This is a genomic window from Kitasatospora sp. NPDC101447, from assembly GCF_044767225.1.
Classification (GTDB): domain Bacteria; phylum Actinomycetota; class Actinomycetes; order Streptomycetales; family Streptomycetaceae; genus Kitasatospora.
On record NZ_JBIWNL010000015.1, the window covers coordinates 121,576 to 136,453 of the forward strand.

At 75.7% G+C, this 14,878-nt stretch carries 15 protein-coding genes; 7 read left to right on the forward strand and 8 right to left on the reverse strand.

The features are described 5' to 3' along the window. The first annotated feature begins 33 nt into the window (after positions 1 to 33). Both ACIRST_RS22485 and ACIRST_RS22490 read left to right on the forward strand, forming a co-directional pair. Positions 34 to 1,137 carry an NADH:flavin oxidoreductase/NADH oxidase gene (locus ACIRST_RS22485; protein WP_402803849.1) on the forward strand — a complete coding sequence of 368 codons (1,104 nt, stop codon included), beginning with the start codon at positions 34 to 36 and terminating at the stop codon, positions 1,135 to 1,137. A 221-nt stretch (positions 1,138 to 1,358) separates the two neighbouring features. Further along, positions 1,359 to 1,781, forward strand: a complete 423-nt coding sequence (locus ACIRST_RS22490) for a carboxymuconolactone decarboxylase family protein (protein WP_350519505.1) — start codon at positions 1,359 to 1,361, stop codon at positions 1,779 to 1,781. Between the two features lie 14 nt (positions 1,782 to 1,795). Here ACIRST_RS22490 and ACIRST_RS22495 read toward each other — a convergent pair whose 3' ends face one another. Both ACIRST_RS22495 and ACIRST_RS22500 read right to left on the reverse strand, forming a co-directional pair. Then, a complete protein-coding gene (locus tag ACIRST_RS22495; RefSeq protein ID WP_402803851.1) occupies positions 1,796 to 2,920 on the reverse strand; it encodes a sensor histidine kinase in 1,125 nt (374 codons plus the stop codon). A 65-nt stretch (positions 2,921 to 2,985) separates the two neighbouring features. After that, positions 2,986 to 3,660 carry a response regulator transcription factor gene (locus tag ACIRST_RS22500; RefSeq protein ID WP_350519503.1) on the reverse strand — a complete coding sequence of 225 codons (675 nt, stop codon included), beginning with the start codon at positions 3,658 to 3,660 and terminating at the stop codon, positions 2,986 to 2,988. Between the two features lie 158 nt (positions 3,661 to 3,818). Between ACIRST_RS22500 and ACIRST_RS22505 the strand changes: the two genes are divergently transcribed. Both ACIRST_RS22505 and ACIRST_RS22510 read left to right on the forward strand, forming a co-directional pair. After that, positions 3,819 to 4,439, forward strand: a complete 621-nt coding sequence (locus ACIRST_RS22505) for a M15 family metallopeptidase (protein WP_402803853.1) — start codon at positions 3,819 to 3,821, stop codon at positions 4,437 to 4,439. Positions 4,440 to 4,450: 11 nt separating this feature from the next. Next, positions 4,451 to 5,461, forward strand: coding sequence for an endonuclease/exonuclease/phosphatase family protein (locus tag ACIRST_RS22510; protein WP_402803854.1), 1,011 nt, complete (start codon positions 4,451 to 4,453; stop codon positions 5,459 to 5,461). A gap of 67 nt (positions 5,462 to 5,528) precedes the next feature. Here the strand turns inward: ACIRST_RS22510 and ACIRST_RS22515 are convergent, their stop codons facing one another. From ACIRST_RS22515 to ACIRST_RS22535, 5 genes are all read right to left on the reverse strand, one after another. After that, on the reverse strand, positions 5,529 to 6,137 hold the full coding sequence (locus tag ACIRST_RS22515) for a hypothetical protein (protein ID WP_402803856.1): 609 nt from the start codon (positions 6,135 to 6,137) through the stop codon (positions 5,529 to 5,531). Positions 6,138 to 6,369: 232 nt separating this feature from the next. Beyond that, positions 6,370 to 7,410: a hypothetical protein gene (locus ACIRST_RS22520; protein ID WP_402803858.1), complete on the reverse strand. Its 1,041-nt coding sequence runs from the start codon at positions 7,408 to 7,410 to the stop codon at positions 6,370 to 6,372. Further along, positions 7,407 to 8,327, reverse strand: a complete 921-nt coding sequence (locus ACIRST_RS22525) for a hypothetical protein (RefSeq protein WP_402803860.1) — start codon at positions 8,325 to 8,327, stop codon at positions 7,407 to 7,409. The genes ACIRST_RS22520 and ACIRST_RS22525 overlap by 4 nt, the downstream gene beginning before the upstream one ends. After that, positions 8,324 to 9,211, reverse strand: a complete 888-nt coding sequence (locus tag ACIRST_RS22530; RefSeq protein ID WP_402803862.1) for a hypothetical protein — start codon at positions 9,209 to 9,211, stop codon at positions 8,324 to 8,326. The genes ACIRST_RS22525 and ACIRST_RS22530 overlap by 4 nt, the downstream gene beginning before the upstream one ends. A 74-nt stretch (positions 9,212 to 9,285) precedes the next feature. Further along, positions 9,286 to 10,170, reverse strand: a complete 885-nt coding sequence (locus tag ACIRST_RS22535) for a hypothetical protein (RefSeq protein WP_402803864.1) — start codon at positions 10,168 to 10,170, stop codon at positions 9,286 to 9,288. A gap of 332 nt (positions 10,171 to 10,502) precedes the next feature. Between ACIRST_RS22535 and ACIRST_RS22540 the strand changes: the two genes are divergently transcribed. Continuing rightward, on the forward strand, positions 10,503 to 11,222 hold the full coding sequence (locus tag ACIRST_RS22540) for a hypothetical protein (RefSeq protein WP_402803866.1): 720 nt from the start codon (positions 10,503 to 10,505) through the stop codon (positions 11,220 to 11,222). A 61-nt stretch (positions 11,223 to 11,283) separates the two neighbouring features. Here ACIRST_RS22540 and ACIRST_RS22545 read toward each other — a convergent pair whose 3' ends face one another. Then, positions 11,284 to 12,267 (reverse strand): helix-turn-helix transcriptional regulator, encoded by a 984-nt coding sequence (locus ACIRST_RS22545; protein ID WP_350519493.1) that lies wholly within the window; start codon positions 12,265 to 12,267, stop codon positions 11,284 to 11,286. Between the two features lie 250 nt (positions 12,268 to 12,517). On the opposite strand from ACIRST_RS22545, the gene ACIRST_RS22550 reads away from it, so the two are divergent. Continuing rightward, positions 12,518 to 13,690: an alpha/beta hydrolase gene (locus ACIRST_RS22550; protein WP_402803868.1), complete on the forward strand. Its 1,173-nt coding sequence runs from the start codon at positions 12,518 to 12,520 to the stop codon at positions 13,688 to 13,690. A 74-nt stretch (positions 13,691 to 13,764) separates the two neighbouring features. After that, a complete protein-coding gene (locus ACIRST_RS22555; protein WP_402803870.1) occupies positions 13,765 to 14,874 on the forward strand; it encodes an RICIN domain-containing protein in 1,110 nt (369 codons plus the stop codon). Positions 14,875 to 14,878 lie beyond the last annotated feature (4 nt).

Here is a 14,878-nt window from a genome sequence, read left to right on the forward strand (position 1 = left end):
CCGGCGCCGCCGACCCCACCGGGAGTCTCCGACATGAGCACCACCCTCTTCACCCCGTACACCCTGCGGGAGCTGACCGTCCCCAACCGGATCTGGATGCCGGCGATGTGCCAGTACAGCGCCCTGCCGGACGGGGACGCGGCCGGCGTGCCGACCGACTGGCACTTCACCCACCTCGCGGCGCGCGCCGCCGGCGGCACCGGGCTGATCATCACGGAGGCCACCGCCGTCAGCCCCGAGGGCCGCATCAGCCCGTACGACCTCGGGATCTGGAACGACGAGCAGGCCGCGGCCTTCCGCCGGATCACCGCCTTCCTGAAGTCCCAGGGCACCGTCGCCGCGATCCAGCTCGCCCACGCCGGACGCAAGGCGTCCACCGAGCGGACCTGGGTCGAGCGCGGGCGCGCCCTCGCCGCCGACGAGGAGCACGGCTGGCAGCCGGTCGGCCCCGGCACCGAGCCCTTCTCCCCCGGCCACGGCGCGCCGCAGGAACTGACCGGGGAGCAGATCGGCGCGATCGTGCGCCAGTTCGCCGACGCCGCCCGGCGCGCGCTGGACGCCGGCTTCCAGGTCGCCGAGATCCACGGCGCCCACGGCTACCTGATCCACCAGTTCCTCTCCCCGCACACCAACCGCCGCACCGACGGCTACGGCGGTTCCTTCGAGGGCCGCATCCGCTTCGCGCTGGAGGTCGTGGACGCGGTGCGCGCGGTGTGGCCCGAGGAGCTGCCGGTCTTCTTCCGCGTCTCCGCGACCGACTGGCTCACCGAGAACCCGCAGGACGGGCGCGAGGGCTGGACCTCGCAGGACACCGTCCGCCTCGCCAAGGAGCTCCAGGCGCACGGCGTGGACCTGCTGGACGTCTCCACCGGCGGCCTCGTCCCCGACGCCCGGATCGAGGCCGCGCCCGGCTTCCAGGTGCCCTTCGCCGAGGCCGTGCGCAACGAGGCGGGCCTGCCGGTGGCCGCCGTCGGCCTGATCACCGACCCCGCCCAGGCGCAGGCCGTCGTCGCCGAGGGCCGCGCCGACGCCGTCCTGCTCGGCCGCGAACTGCTGCGCGACCCGTACTGGGCCCGCCGCGCCGCCGCCGAGCTCGGCGGCGAGGTCCCCTCCCCCGTCCAGTACCACCGCGCCTGACGCCCCGGCACACCTCCGCCCGCCGGGCCCTTGCGCCGGGCCGTTGCGGCGGCCGCCCTCCCGGCGGGCGGAGATGTCGGGCGGAGGTGTCGGGCTTGAGTTGGAGTGCACTCCAAGTCCTACGGTTCTGCCGTGGGTCCGGCCCGCCGCAGTCGGCGGGCACCGGACCGGTAGCGAGGGACGTGGCCGCCGACAGGGGCGGCCGGAACAGGAGCAGCACGATGGACACGGCCGCGAACGACGCAGGAACCCGCCGGGAGCGCTTCGCGCACGGGATGGAGGTGCTCGACCGCATCGACGGCGAGGTCGGGCGCCGGGTCGTGGAGTCGCTGGACGACATCAACCCCGAGCTCGGGCACCAGGTCGTCGCCTGGGGCTTCGGCGAGATCTACAGCCGCCCCCAGCTCGCGCCGCGCGACCGCCAGTTGGTCACCCTGGGCATGCTCACCGCCCTCGGCGGCTGCGAGCCGCAGCTGGAGGTCCACGTCAACGCCTCGCTCAACGTCGGGCTCACCCCGGAGCAGATCGTCGAGGCGCTGCTGCACTCTGCCGCCTACTGCGGCTTCCCGAAGGCCCTGAACGCCACCTTCGTCGCCAAGAAGGTGTTCGCCGAGCGCGGCCTGCTGCCGGTCACCGGCACCTGACGGGCCGGCGGCCCTCAGCCGCCGGACCCGGCGGGCCCGGCAGGCCCGGCAGGCCCGGCAGGCGGGGTCTGCGGCAGGGCGAGGGTCACCAGCAGGCCGCCGGCCGGGTCGGGGGTCAGGCGCAGCTCGCCGTGGTGGGCCTCGGTGACGGCGGCCACGATCGCCAGGCCCAGCCCGTGGCCGCGGCGGGCCGGGTCGGTCTCGGCGGTGCGCCCGCGTCCGCGCAGGAACGGTTCGGTGAAGGTGGCCACGGCCTGCGGGGTGAGGTGGGGGCCGGTGTTGGCGACGGCGAGGCGCACCCGGCCGCTCTGCTCGGGGTCGGGCCCGGTGGTGACGGTGACGCGGCCGCCGGCCGGCAGGTTGTGGCGCAGCGCGTTGTGCAGCAGGTTGACGGCCGCCTGGCGCAGCAGGACGGGGTTGCCGGTGGTCGGGGCGGGGCGCAGGTCGGCGGTGAGGGTGGTGCCGGAGGCCCGGGCCTCGTCGTGGACGGCGGCCAGGGCCTCGCGGGTGGTGTCGGCGAGGTCGACGGGGGCGAGGTCGGGCGGGGTGTGGCCGAGGTCGGCGAGCTGGAGCAGGGCCTCGCTGATCTCGATGCCGCGCTGGTTGGTGTCCTGGAGGCGGGTGACGAGCTTGCCCCAGTCCTGGCCGGCCGGGTCCGCGGCGGCGACCTGGAGCATGGTGCGGGTGATCGCCAGCGGGGTGCGCAGTTCGTGGGAGGCGTTGGCGGCGAAGCGCTGCTGGGCCTCGAAGGAGCGCTGGAGGCGTTCGAGCATCTCGTCGAAGGCGTCGGAGAGGTCGGTGAACTCGTCGCGCGGGCCGGTGAGGGCGATGCGGTGCTCCAGGGCGCCGCCGGCGGCGGCGTGGGCGGCGCGGGTGATGTCCTGCAGCGGGCGCAGCACCCGGCCGGCGATCAGCCAGCCGCCGGCCAGGCCGACGGCGGTCATCAGGGCGAGCGCGTAGCCGCCGGCGGTGAGCAGGGAGTCGAGGATCTCCTGGCGGGAGGGGGCGTCCGAGCGGTAGCGCGGGTTGGAGGAGGTCAGGGGGTAGTTCGGGATGTAGCGCATGCCGACGTAGACCACGGCGAGGGCGAGGGCGCCGGCGGTGACCGCGAAGAGGGCGTAGCTGAGGGTCAGGCGCATCCGGGCGGTCAGACGGCGGGGGCGGGGACCGGGGCGGGGACCGGGGCGGGGGCCGGGCCGGGTGGTCATCGGGTGGTGTCCTCGTCGCCGAGGCGGTAGCCGACGCCGGGCACGGTCTGGATCACCCAGGGGTCGCCGAGGCGTTTGCGCAGGCCGGAGATGGTGATGCGGACGGCGTTGGTGAAGGGGTCGGCGTTCTCGTCCCAGGCGCGTTCCAGCAGGTCCTCGGCGCTGATGACGCCGCCGCGGGCCGTCATCAGGACCTCCAGGACGGCGAACTGCTTGCGGGAGAGGGCGACGTAGCGGCCGTCGCGGTAGACCTCGCGGCGGAAGGGGTCCAGGCGCAGCCCGGCGTACTCCAGGACGGGCGGGGCGGCCTGGGCGGGGCGGCGGGCCAGTGAGCGCAGCCGGACGACGAGTTCGGGCAGGTCGAAGGGCTTGGTGAGGTAGTCGTCGGCGCCGAGTTCGAAGCCGGCGACCTTCTCGTTCAGGCGGGCGGCGGCGGTGAGCATCAGGACGCGGCAGCCCAGGCCGCGTTCGACGATGCTGCGGCAGACGTCGTCGCCGTGGGTGCCGGGGATGTCCCGGTCGAGGACGACGACGTCGTAGGCGTGGACGGCCAGGCGTTCCAGCGCGGCGTCGCCGTCGGTGACGATGTCGCAGGCGATCGCCTCCAGCCGCAGTCCGGCCTGGACCGCCTCGGCGAGGTAGATCTCGTCCTCCACCACCAGGACCCGCACGTGCCGTTCTCCCGCCTGTCTGTGTCGTTCGTCCCCCTATTGGACCCGATGGGGCCTATCGAAAACGTATCGGCCTGCGCAGACGTCCTCGCAACACCGTGCCCCGTCGAATGGTCCGGCAACGGACGAAGGACCACGAGGGACATCGGGAGGCAGGGATGGACGCGGTGCGCAGGACGGCACCCGGGCGGAGGGCCCGGGGCGGGCGGCGGACGGCGGCGGGGGCCGGGGCGGCGGCGGTGCTGGTGCTGGCCGGCGCGTGCGCCGCCGACCCGCCGGGCACCGGGGCCGCGCTGCGGACCCTGGCGGCCACCGTCGGCGCGACCCCCTCCCCGGCGGGGACGGCGGCGGACGGGGCGATCCCCGACGGCACGACGCTGAGCCCCTTCGACGACGGGGCCCCGGCCGTGCGCAACCTCGACAAGCCGCTGCTGGAGGCCCTGCGGCGGGCGGCCGGCGACGCGCGGGAGCGGGGCGTGGAGATGACCGTGACGTCCGGCTGGCGCAGCACGGCCTACCAGCAGCGGCTGCTGGACCGGGCGGTGGCCAGGTACGGGAGCGTCGAGCAGGCCCGGCGGTTCGTCAACACGCCGGAGAAGTCCGCGCACGTCACGGGCAGGGCGGTGGACATCGGCCCGACCGCTGCCGACGACTGGCTGATCCGCAACGGCGCCCGGTACGGGCTGTGCCAGGTGTACGCCAACGAGATGTGGCACTTCGAGCTGCTCACCGCGCCGGGTGGGACGTGCCCGGCGCAGCTGCCGGACGCCGCCGGGTGAGGGGGCGCGTGGTGTCCGCCGGTGCGGATGCGACCGCCGGTGCGCCCGAGGGCGTGGAGCGGGCGGCGCGGTGGCGGTCGGTGCCCCGGTGGCGGCGCGGGCGGGTGCCCGCCGTGCTGGGGCTGCTCACCGCGCTCGCCCTGGGCGGCCACCGGCTGCTGCCGGACCTGGGCGTCGGCCTGGGGAGCCTGTGGGAGAGCGCCCTGCCCTGGGGCGCCCTGGTGGCGGTCGCGGCGCTGCTGTGCGCGGCGCTGCGCCGGGCACCGGCGGCGGCCTGCGCGGGCGCGGTGGCGGCGGCGGTGTGGGCGGTGCTGTTCGGGCCGCTGCTGCTGTCCGGCGGGGCGGCGGGCGGGGTGCCGGCGGGCGGGGTGCCGGCCGGCGGGGCGGGCCTGACCGTGGTCACCCACAACGTGAACGCCCACAACCCGGACCCGGCCGGCACCGCCCGTGCGCTGCTCGCCGTCCACCCGGACCTGGTCGCGCTGGAGGAGGTCACCGACACCGCCCTGCCCGCCTACCGGGGCGTGCTGGACGCGGCGCTGCCCCACCACACCCGCAGCGGCACCGTCGCGCTGTGGAGCCGCTACCCGGTGACGGAGGCGCGACGGCTGGTCATCGACCCGGGCTGGAACCGCTCCCTGCGGGCCGAAGTCCAGGCCCCCGGCGGGCCGTTGGCCGTCTATGTCGCCCATCTGGCCTCGGTGCGGGTGACCGCCGCCGGCTTCGCCACCGGGCACCGCGACCGCGACCTCGCCGCGCTCGGCGGCGCGCTGGACGGGGAGCCGCTGCGCCGGGTCCTGCTGCTGGGCGATCTCAACACCGCCGCCGACGACCGCGCCCTCGCCCCGCTCACCGGCCGCCTCGCCCCCGCCCGTACCGGTCTCGGCTTCACCTGGCCGGCGGCCTTCCCGCTGGCCCGCATCGACCACGTCCTCACCCGCGGCCTGCCGGCCGCCGCCACCTGGACCCTGCCCGCCACCGCCAGTGACCACCTGCCCCTGGCGGCGAGGTTCGGGGCGTAGGGCCCGTCTGCAGACCCCCGTCTGCGGGCGACGCTCCCCCGGCCCGGCGGCTCCTCCTCGCCTCCCGTCAGCCGGTCATGCTGACGTCGCGGCAGTCGCCGGTCGGGGGGCACAGGTACAGGGTGAGGATCTCGCCCTGCTCGGGGATCCGGATGCCGTAGGAGACGAAGGTGACGAGTTTGCCGCCGCCGAGGTCGACCGTGCGGCTGTGGACGGGGCCGAGGACGTGGTCGGTGGCGCCGGTCGCCCTGATGTCCGCCACCCGGCCGTGGAAGGCGGTGACGGCGTACCACTCCGTTCCCGGAGGCGGGCCGGAGGGCATGGGCTGCCCGACGGTCATGCCCTCGATGGAGCCGAACCCGACCGTCCCTCCGGCGTCGTCCGCGAGGTCGACGGCCGCCCAGCAGGCGTCGATGCTGTCGATCAGCCAGAAGACCTCGGCCCGGGTCCGGCCGTCGGTGTCGAGCACGGCCAGGGTCGACAGGGTCGGCGCCGGGCACTGCTCGGGCCGTACGCCCTCCCGGGACAGGCGGTCCACGATCCACTGGGCCGACGGCGGGGCGGGTTCGGGCAGGGCCACCTTGTGGCGGTCGGGCCCGCCGCTCCCGATCAGGCCGCAGGCGGTCGCCGCCACCAGCAGCACCGCCGCGCCCAGAGCCCCCGGCATGCGGTTCATCGCGTCCCCCCGTAGCAACCGGCCGTGAGGGCCGTCCCGGCGGCCGTCGGTGGCGGCCGCCGTCCCAGGTTCCGCCCCGGCGGGGTGGCCGACAAGGCCTCGGAATGTCCCGGATCGGTCCCGAGTCGGCACGGGGGCAGGGAAGTTCGGCGGGGGGGGGGGGGGGGGGGGCGGGGTGGGGGGGGGGGGTTGGGGGGGGGGCCCCCCCCCCCCCGCCGGGGCGGAGCCGGGGTCAGGCCAGCAGGTCGGACTGGAGGGTGACGACCTGGCGGAACGGGGCGCTGGGGATGCCGCCGGGGTTGGTCATGGTGACGACGGCCAGGATGTCGGCGGCCGAGAGGTAGGCGACGCGGGCGGTGGGGTTGCCCTTGGCGGCGGTCGCGGTGGACTCCAGGGCGGTCAGCTCGACGCCGGGGACGTCGGCCCAGTCGTGGTGGTCGGTGGACTTCGTGTCGGCGGCCGCCTTGGGACGGCCCTTGGAACGCAGCGAGGTGTAGGTGTCCCAGGACTCGCTAACGGAGCCGAAGCGCAGCAGCCGGATCTGGGTGCGGGTGCCGTCGGAGGCCGTCCACTCCCGGACGGTGGCCGCGCGGCAGGCGTTCTGCAGGAGCAGTTCGCGCAGCTTGGCCGGGTCCTGCTGCTCGGCGAGGATCGCGTCGCAGGGCACCCAGCCCGCGACGGCCGTGGCGGCCGGGGTGGCCGTGGCGGCGGGGGTCGCGGGGGTCGCGGGCTCGGACGCCGACGCCGACGCCGACGCCGACGGGGATGCCGGGGCGGTGGGGGTCGCCGCCGGGGCCGGGAAGGTCGGCGCGGTCACCGAGCCGCCGGCCTCCTTGGGAGCCGGCAGCAGCAGGTAGCGCAGGTCCGCGTAGTGGAGGGACTTGCCCTTGCCGTCCGGCGCCGCTTTACCGGAGGGCAGCGGCGGCAGGGCCGGCGGCGGAAAGGTGTAGCGGCCGTCGCCCGCGGTGGCCAGGCCCGGGATGTCGGTGCGCTCGGGGGCGGTGACGGCCAGGGCGGTGCCGGTGCCGGCGAGGGCGAACACCAGGGCGGCGCAGCCCCAGCGCACCGCGGCCTTGCGGCGGCGGGCCCGGTGGGCACGCTCTTCCGCGACGGCTTCCGGGGTCAGCGCGGGCTGGGTGAACTCGACGGCCCCGATGGCGGTTTCGGCGCCGTACGCGGGCATCGGCGGCGCGGAGGGGACCGGCGGCGCGGGCGTCCCGGACGGCGGGAGCGGATCCGAGGCGGGCTGCGGCGGAGTGGCGTGGTCGGTCATACGGCGGCTCCGGGGCGGGCGAGGCGGTCGAGCTGCAGGGTGAAGAGGGCGACGATCTTGTCCTTGGGCAGCGGTGCCACGCCCTCGGCGTTCATGACGACCAGCAGGTCGCCCTCGGCGGCCGAGCACTCCAGGTAGTCGATCGGCGCGGACGGCGGCGCCGGCATCAGGTAGCAGTGCGCCTCGGGGTGGCCCGGGATCGACGGGCCGATCCGGAACAGGCCGGTGTCCCCGGTGAAGACCGCGGTGTACTCGTTGATCCGCTGCACTTCCTGCTGGTTGAACTGGCGCAGCTTCAGGCCGATCACCAGGTCGTCCCCGTGGGCGAGGTAGGAGCGCACGCCGGTGGCCTTGACGTGCAGGCCCTCCCAGTAGGAGCGCAGCTTGTCGCGCTTCTCCTTGGGGACCTGCTGGAGCTCGGCGTCCAGCTGGGCGGCCAGCTGCTCGCCGTTCAGCTCGGTGTCGTTGCCGTAGACGCCGTCGTCCGGCCCGGGTTCGTAGCCGGCCGGGACGGGCAGCAGCAGGTCGCGCAGCGAGCCGAAGTGGCTGCCGTTGGACTTGGCGCCGTACGGGGTGGCGGTCGCGCTCGGGGTGGGAGCGGTGGACGGCGCGGCGGCGGTGGCCGGGGCCGGGTCGTCGTACTGGGTCTTGATGATGCCGACGCCGATGGCCACGCCGACCAGCGCGGCCGCGACCGTCGCGGCGCCGGCGCGCAGCAGCAGACGGGCGGCGGGGTTCGGCGCAGCGGCGGGGGCCGGCGCTTCGGCGGCCGGCGCTTCGGCGGTCTGGGCGGCGGCGGGGCTCGGGGCCTCAGCGGTCGGCGCAGCGGCGGGCGGCTGCCCGGCCGCGGGCGGCTGCTCGGCGGCGGGCGGCTGCTCGGGCTCGGCCGGGTTCGCGGTCACGGTGTCGTCGTTCATGCGAGGCGCTCCCACTGCCGCTTGGCGAGGTCCTTGAGGACGTCGGCGCTCACCTGCTGGGTGCCGAAGACCTCGATCGTCATCTGCAAGGAGCCGCGCTTGGCGACGGCCTCGCCGTAGTAGTACTGGTCGGTGCTCTCGGCCCAGTGGCGGGGTGCGGTCTCCACCTTGTAGCCGCCGTTGGCGCCGTCGGCGAACGGCACCCAGCTGGCGGACTTCGCCTCGTCGGCGTGGTCCGCCGTGTACTGGATCAGCGCGACGCGGTAGCGGACGTCGTCCTTCTTCCAGTCCACCTCGGCCGCGCGCCGGAAGCCGCGCGAGGCGAGGTCCCGGAACGCGAAGGCCGCGTTGCCGCTGTGCTCGGCGATCTCGCCGATCGAGGTCCAGCTGGGCTTGTCCGGGTAGTCGCCCCAGGGGACGCTGCCGTCGGGGGCGGTGATCAGCAGCTTGGTCAGGTCGCCGTCGATGGCCAACGGCGCGGGCTGCTCGGCGGCGAGGGCGGCCGGGTCGACCGTCCCGGCCGGGTAGGACGGGCGCGCGACCTGCAGCGGCGGCAGCGGCGTGGGCGGGCGCTGGGCCTGCACGGCGTAGCCGACGCCGCCGCCGGCCAGGGTGCCGAGCACCAGGGCGCAGGTCGCCAGCAGCACCGGGCGGGGGCGGCGCGGGGTGCGGGGTGCGCGTGCGGGGCCGGTCTCCAGCAGGTCGCCCGGCCCGGCCATGGACGGATCGTCGGCGAACGGCCCGGCGGCGGGCGGCGCGGCGGCCCACGGGTCGGCGGCGGGCGCGGGCGGGACGGCGGGCGCGGGCACGGGCGCGGGCGGCGCGGGCGGGACGGGCGGCGCGGCGGGCGCGGCGGGTACCGGCTCCGCGGGTTCGGTGGTCACGGCAGTGGCTCCAGAGGAGGAGGGGAGGGTGGCGTCGGAGGTCGGGCGGCGGCGCGCGCGTGGGCGCGCGGGGCTCAGCCGCCCGAGGCGAGCCAGTCGCGCTGGCGCTTCATCAGCTCGCTCAGCAGCGCCTTGTCCGGCGTGCCCTTCACGTCGACGTCCACCGTGTACTGGACGTCGCCCTGGCTGGCGATGCCGGTCATCGAGCCGGTGTACGCCTGCTGCTTGGGCTTCTTCAGGTAGCCGCGGGCGTCGGGGACGCCGTCGATGTCGATCGGGTCCTGGGACTTGACCGTGTAGCCCTTGACGAAGTCGGTCGCCATCGCGCTCGAACCGAAGTGCAGCAGGGTGACGGTCACCTCGACCTTGCCGTCGGCCGTCCGGTACATCCGGGTCGCGCCCTCCTTGTAGCCGTAGGAGGCGAGGATGTCCTTGATGCCGTCCTGCTTGCCGAAGATGTCGGCGACGTCCTCGTCGGTCATGGTCATCCCGTCCGCAGGCCCGTACGACTCGCCGCCGGCGGGGATCGGGAGCAGGAAGTAGCGCAGGTCGCCGGCGTGCTTGCCGCCGCTGACCGTGCCCTTGACGGTGCTGACCGGGGCCGGCACCGAGGGGACGGCGGTCGGCACCGGGACGGGCTCGGCGGTGGGCGACGGGCTCGCGGTGGCGCTCGCGCTCGCCGTCGGGGCGGCGGTGACGGCGGGGGCGGCGGCCGGGTGGCTGTCGGGCTTGCCGACGGCGACGGTCACCGCGGCGCTGGCCGCGGTGACGGCGAGCAGGCCGGCGGTGGCCAGCGCGACCCCGACGGCACGCGGCAGCCGGCGCGCGGACGGCTGCGCCTCGGCGGGCGCGTACGGCTGCGGCTCGGCGGGCGCAGTGGCCGGCTCCTCAGCGGGCACGGGCGGCTGGGCCGGTGCCGGAGGTTCGGCGGCGGCGCTCTCGTTCTCGGGCTCGGACAAGGGACTCCCCCAGGGAAAGAATGCGGATTCCCACGCGCGGGGTCCCTCGTGGGAACCGCTCCCCCAGTGGGTTCTCCGGACCGTCCGTCACGCGTGTCAGCAGGAATTATGAGAGTCACCTGACAGCGCTGCCAACACAATCAATCACCGCACTCTCCCCCAATGGCCGACGAACCGGACACGTCGTGATCCAACCGCAACGGGCCGCGGCCGTGTGACGATGTCGCGGCCGCGTCACCGCTCGGCACGGAAGCCGGCCCGGGGGTGTGGCCGGGTTCCCCGGCGGTAGGAACATCCTCGGGCGGACCGCACGACGGGGGGAGGACGCCGCGATGACGGACGGGGAACGCGGGCGCGGGCGCGGGTGGACGGCGCTGGCCGCGGCGGCCCTGGCGGTGCTGGCCGTCGCGGGCGCGGCGGCGGTGTGGGCCTGGTCGCAGGACGAACCGGTGGGCGCCGCCCTGACGTGGGCGTGCGCCGTCGCGTCGGCGGTGGCGGTGGCCGCCTCCGTCCCGCTGCGGCACCGGGCGGCGGGCCGGGGCCTCGGGCCGGTCCGGGCGTTCGCGGTGCTGCTCCTGCTGGCGCTGTGGGGCGTGGTGTTCGCGACGGCCCAGGCCGTCGACACCGTCCGCACCCGGCTGCACGAGCCGCGCAGCGTGTCGGCCGTGGTGACGCACTGCCGGGTGACCGGTCAGAAGCCGGTGGAGGGCGGCGGCCTGGGCGACCGGACGTACGGCTGCACCTACCGGTGGAGTGCGGACGGGCGGGAGTTCGGCGAGGAGCGCCCGGTCGACGCCCCCTTCCCGGACGGCCACGAGACCCGGGTCTGGCTGGAGGACGACGGGCGGATGGTCACCGGCCGGCCGAGCCTGCTGTCGGTCCCGTTCTGGATCGTCCTGGCCCTGGCCGGCCTGGCCGCCGCGCGCGCCTTCGCCGTCCACCTGGCCGCGTGGGCGAGGGACGCGGACCTGTGGGGCGAGCGGCGGGCCGCGGCCCCGATCGCGGACGGGACCCTCCTCGATCCCATGAGCCGTGGCGGGCAGCGGAGTTGACCACCGCGCCGGCCGAACCACCCGAACCATCCGACCGAACCGCCTGAACTGCAGCCCCGGCTCACAGCCACCCCCGGCGGGCCGCCTGGACGCCGGCCTGGAAGCGGGTGGTGGCGCCCAGGTGGGCGAGGAGGGTGGAGACCCGGCGCACCACGGTGCGCCGGCCCAGGCCCAGGCGGCGGGCGATGGCGTCGTCGGTGGCGCCGCTCGCCATCAGGGTGAGGATGCGCCGGTCGCGTTCGTCGATGCGCAGGTCGACGCCGGCCACGCTGGCCGGCACCGCCAGGCGCCACAGGGTCTCGAAGACGCCGGCCATGGCGTGCAGCAGGCCGGAGGGGCGGATCAGCAGGGAGACCACGCCGGGGCGGTCGTCGGCGGGCAGGGTGACGATGGCGAGGTCGTCGTCGGCGATGGCGAGCTTGAGCGGCGGCTCGTCCAGGGTGCGGGCCTGCTCCCCCGCCTCCACCATGCGCGCCATGTTGGGCCCGGCCACCGGGTCCTCGAACGCGCAGCCCTGGTAGATGGCGCGGTAGACGACGCCCGCGGCCATCCGGCGGCGCTGCAGCACCTCCTGGTCGGCGTAGTGGGCGCTGTTGCCGGAGTACGGCGGCACGTCGATGACCCGCACCTGGTGACGGGCCACCAGCTGCAGGCGGCGGCTGGCGGCGAGCACCTCGGCGGGGTCCTCGACGACCTCCAGCGCGCCGTAGCTGCCGGTGTCGCGCCGGGCGAAGCGGTAGAGGCGTTCCAGTTCGGCGCCGGCCCGGCGGGCGGTGGCCTGGCGCAGCGCGTCGCGCTGCAGCACCGTCTCGACGACCCGGCCGGGCGGCAGCGCCTCCCAGGCGTGGTCGCGGTCGTCGGCGCTGCCGGCGGTGTCGAAGGCGACCGCGACGCCTTCGTCCGCGAGGTCGCGCAGGACGGCGAGGACGGTGTCCTCGTCCAGGCCGGTGCCGTGCGCCAGGTCGGCGACGCGGGCGCGCGGGCGTCCGACCAGGCAGCGGTAGACGCGGCCGCGTTCGGTGTCCGGTTCCAGGACGTCGTGCACGATCCACCCCCCGGTCGTCGTGTCCTGCCGCCCGGCCGTACCGGGTGGCCGGAGGAGCCTACCCGGGCGGGTGGCCCACATGCGCCAGTGGCCCAGGTGCGCCGCCGGGGGATCTGGCGCGGAGGCGGCCCGCGTGGCGAGAGTTGTCGATGTTCAGACATCCCCTGTGAGGCGGACCGTCAGGACGACCTCCGGCACGCCCCGTCAGGACAGCCCGCCACCACCGACCGTCGAAGGCCGAGGACGACCCATGACCCCAGCCCGGCTCCTGCCCGCCCGGCGGCACCGCGCCCGGACGGCCGTCGCCGCCCTGGCCGCCGGCCTGCTGCTGCTCGCCGCGCCCGCGGCCGCCGCCGTCCCCGCCCACCCGGCCGCGCACCCGGCCTCCGCCGTGCCGAGTGCTGCCGATCCCGCCGCCCGCTCGCAGGCCGCGGACCCCGCCGGGCCGCCGCCGCTGACGGACGGCTTCGGACTGACCCAGGTCGGCACCGCCACCGGCAGCGCCACGAACTTCGTCATCACCGTCACCACGCCCCAGGTCTCCGGGCAGCACGCCATCCGGATCCTGCTGCCCGCCGACTACGCGCAGCACCCCGAGCGGCGCTACCCCGTGCTGTACTTCCTGCACGGCGCCTCGGACGGCCCGAACGACCCGGCGCTGGCCTACCCCGCGCTGACCGCCGCACAGTCGATGATCACGGTCATCCCGGACGGCGGCCTGCGCGGCTGGTACACCGACTGGCTCGACCAGGGCACCGCCGCCGGCGCGCAGAACTGGGAGACCTTCCACCTGAACCAGGTCCTCCCCTTCGTCGACGCCAACCTGCGCACCCGCACCGACCGCGCCCACCGGGCCGTCGGCGGCCTGTCCATGGGCGGCTTCGGCGCCCTGCACTACGCCCAGGACCGCCCCGAACTGTTCGGTCAGGTCCTCACCATGTCCGGCGCCAACGACCTGTCCACCGACGAGATGATCCTGCGCGGCGCCGTCGTCGCCATGCTGACCAACGCCGGCACCGTGCTGTGCGGCCCCAGCGACGGCCACCCCTGCGGCTTCGACTACGGGCCCACCGTCTCCAGCGACGCGATCTTCGGCACCCCGTACCCGGTGTTCAACGCCGACTGGCGCTGGAACGCCGCCGACCCGGCCTCCCGGCTGGCCCTGCTCGCCCACACCGGCATCGCCGTCTACACCGGCAACGGCAACGGCAACCCCGCCGACATGGAGTTCTGGGCCGAGGGCACCGCCAAGCGCGTCAAGGACCGCCTGGACGCCCTCAAGCTGCCGTACCACTACGTCGACTACGGCGACGGCACCGGCTGGGGCGCCGACTGCCACGGCGGCCACACCGCGGGCTGCTGGGCGCAGGACCTCGTGGACTACGTCCCGCGCCTGGAGGCGGCCTTCGCCGCCGCGCCCTGAGGCCCGGCCCGTCCCTCCCCTTCTCCCCTCACGTCTCCATCCGCGTCTCCATGCCCGACGAAAGGACACCCTCCTTGCCCACCACCACGACCCCCGGCCGTACGGCGCCCTGGCTGCGCCTGCTCGCGGCCTTCCTGGTGACCTGCTGCGCCGCCCTGGGCCTGGCCGCCGCGCCCGCCCACGCCGCCGCGCCGGCCCCCGCGCCCGCCGCGGCCCCGGCCGCCGCGTGTGCCACGCCTCAGCAGTGCCTGACCATCAAGTCGCTCGGCAACGGCCGCCAGCTCGACGTCCAGAACGGCAACACCGGCGACGGCGTCTACGTCGTCACCAACTCCGCGCCCGGCTACCACCAGTCCTGGCGGCTGAACGTCGACACCTCCGACTACACCTTCACCATCGTCAACAACGACACCGGCAAGTGCATCGACCTGGCCTCCTGGTTCGTCCCGGTCCTGCGCCAGCAGACCTGCGGCGGGCAGGCCAGCCAGCGCTGGTTCCTGCAGCCCGCGCCCGGCGGCGGCGACGCGTTCTTCATCCGCCACGCTGGCGACAGCACCTGCCTGGACCTGCTCAACGGCGCCCAGTACGACGACGCCTGGACCGACCAGTACGCCTGCAACGGCACCGTCAACCAGCAGTGGGCCACCGGCTTCCCGCAGGCCGCCCGCGCCCTGGCCGTCGACCACGCCGCCAAGCAGTGCCAGAAGGACGCCTCCACCTGCTCCTGGGCCGTCCAGAGCGAGGCCCCGGCCGCGCCACTGCCCCGGGTGTGCTCCTCCGCGGTCTGGTTCAACAACACCAGCGGCACCGTCCAGCAGACCTTCGCCGTGAACGACACCAGCGGCTGGTCGAGCACCATCGGCAGCACGCTGAGCTCCACCATCTCCGGCGGCACCCCGGGCGTGTTCACCGCGGCCGTCACGTCCGCCATCACCTTCACCAACGTCTGGAACGGCTCGCGCAGCGTCAACAACGCCGTCAACGTCACCGTCCCGACCCAGCAGTACGGCTGGGTGACGCTCGCCGAGGTCGCCCGCAAGGTGACCGGCTCCTGGACCTTCGACGCCCACGGCATCCCGTGGACCGCCGACGACACCATCACCATCCCGGTGACCTCCGACCCCAACGCCGGGCCGACCCTCTACGTCGCCAACACCAGCCCGACGTTCACCAGCTGCAGCTGACCCG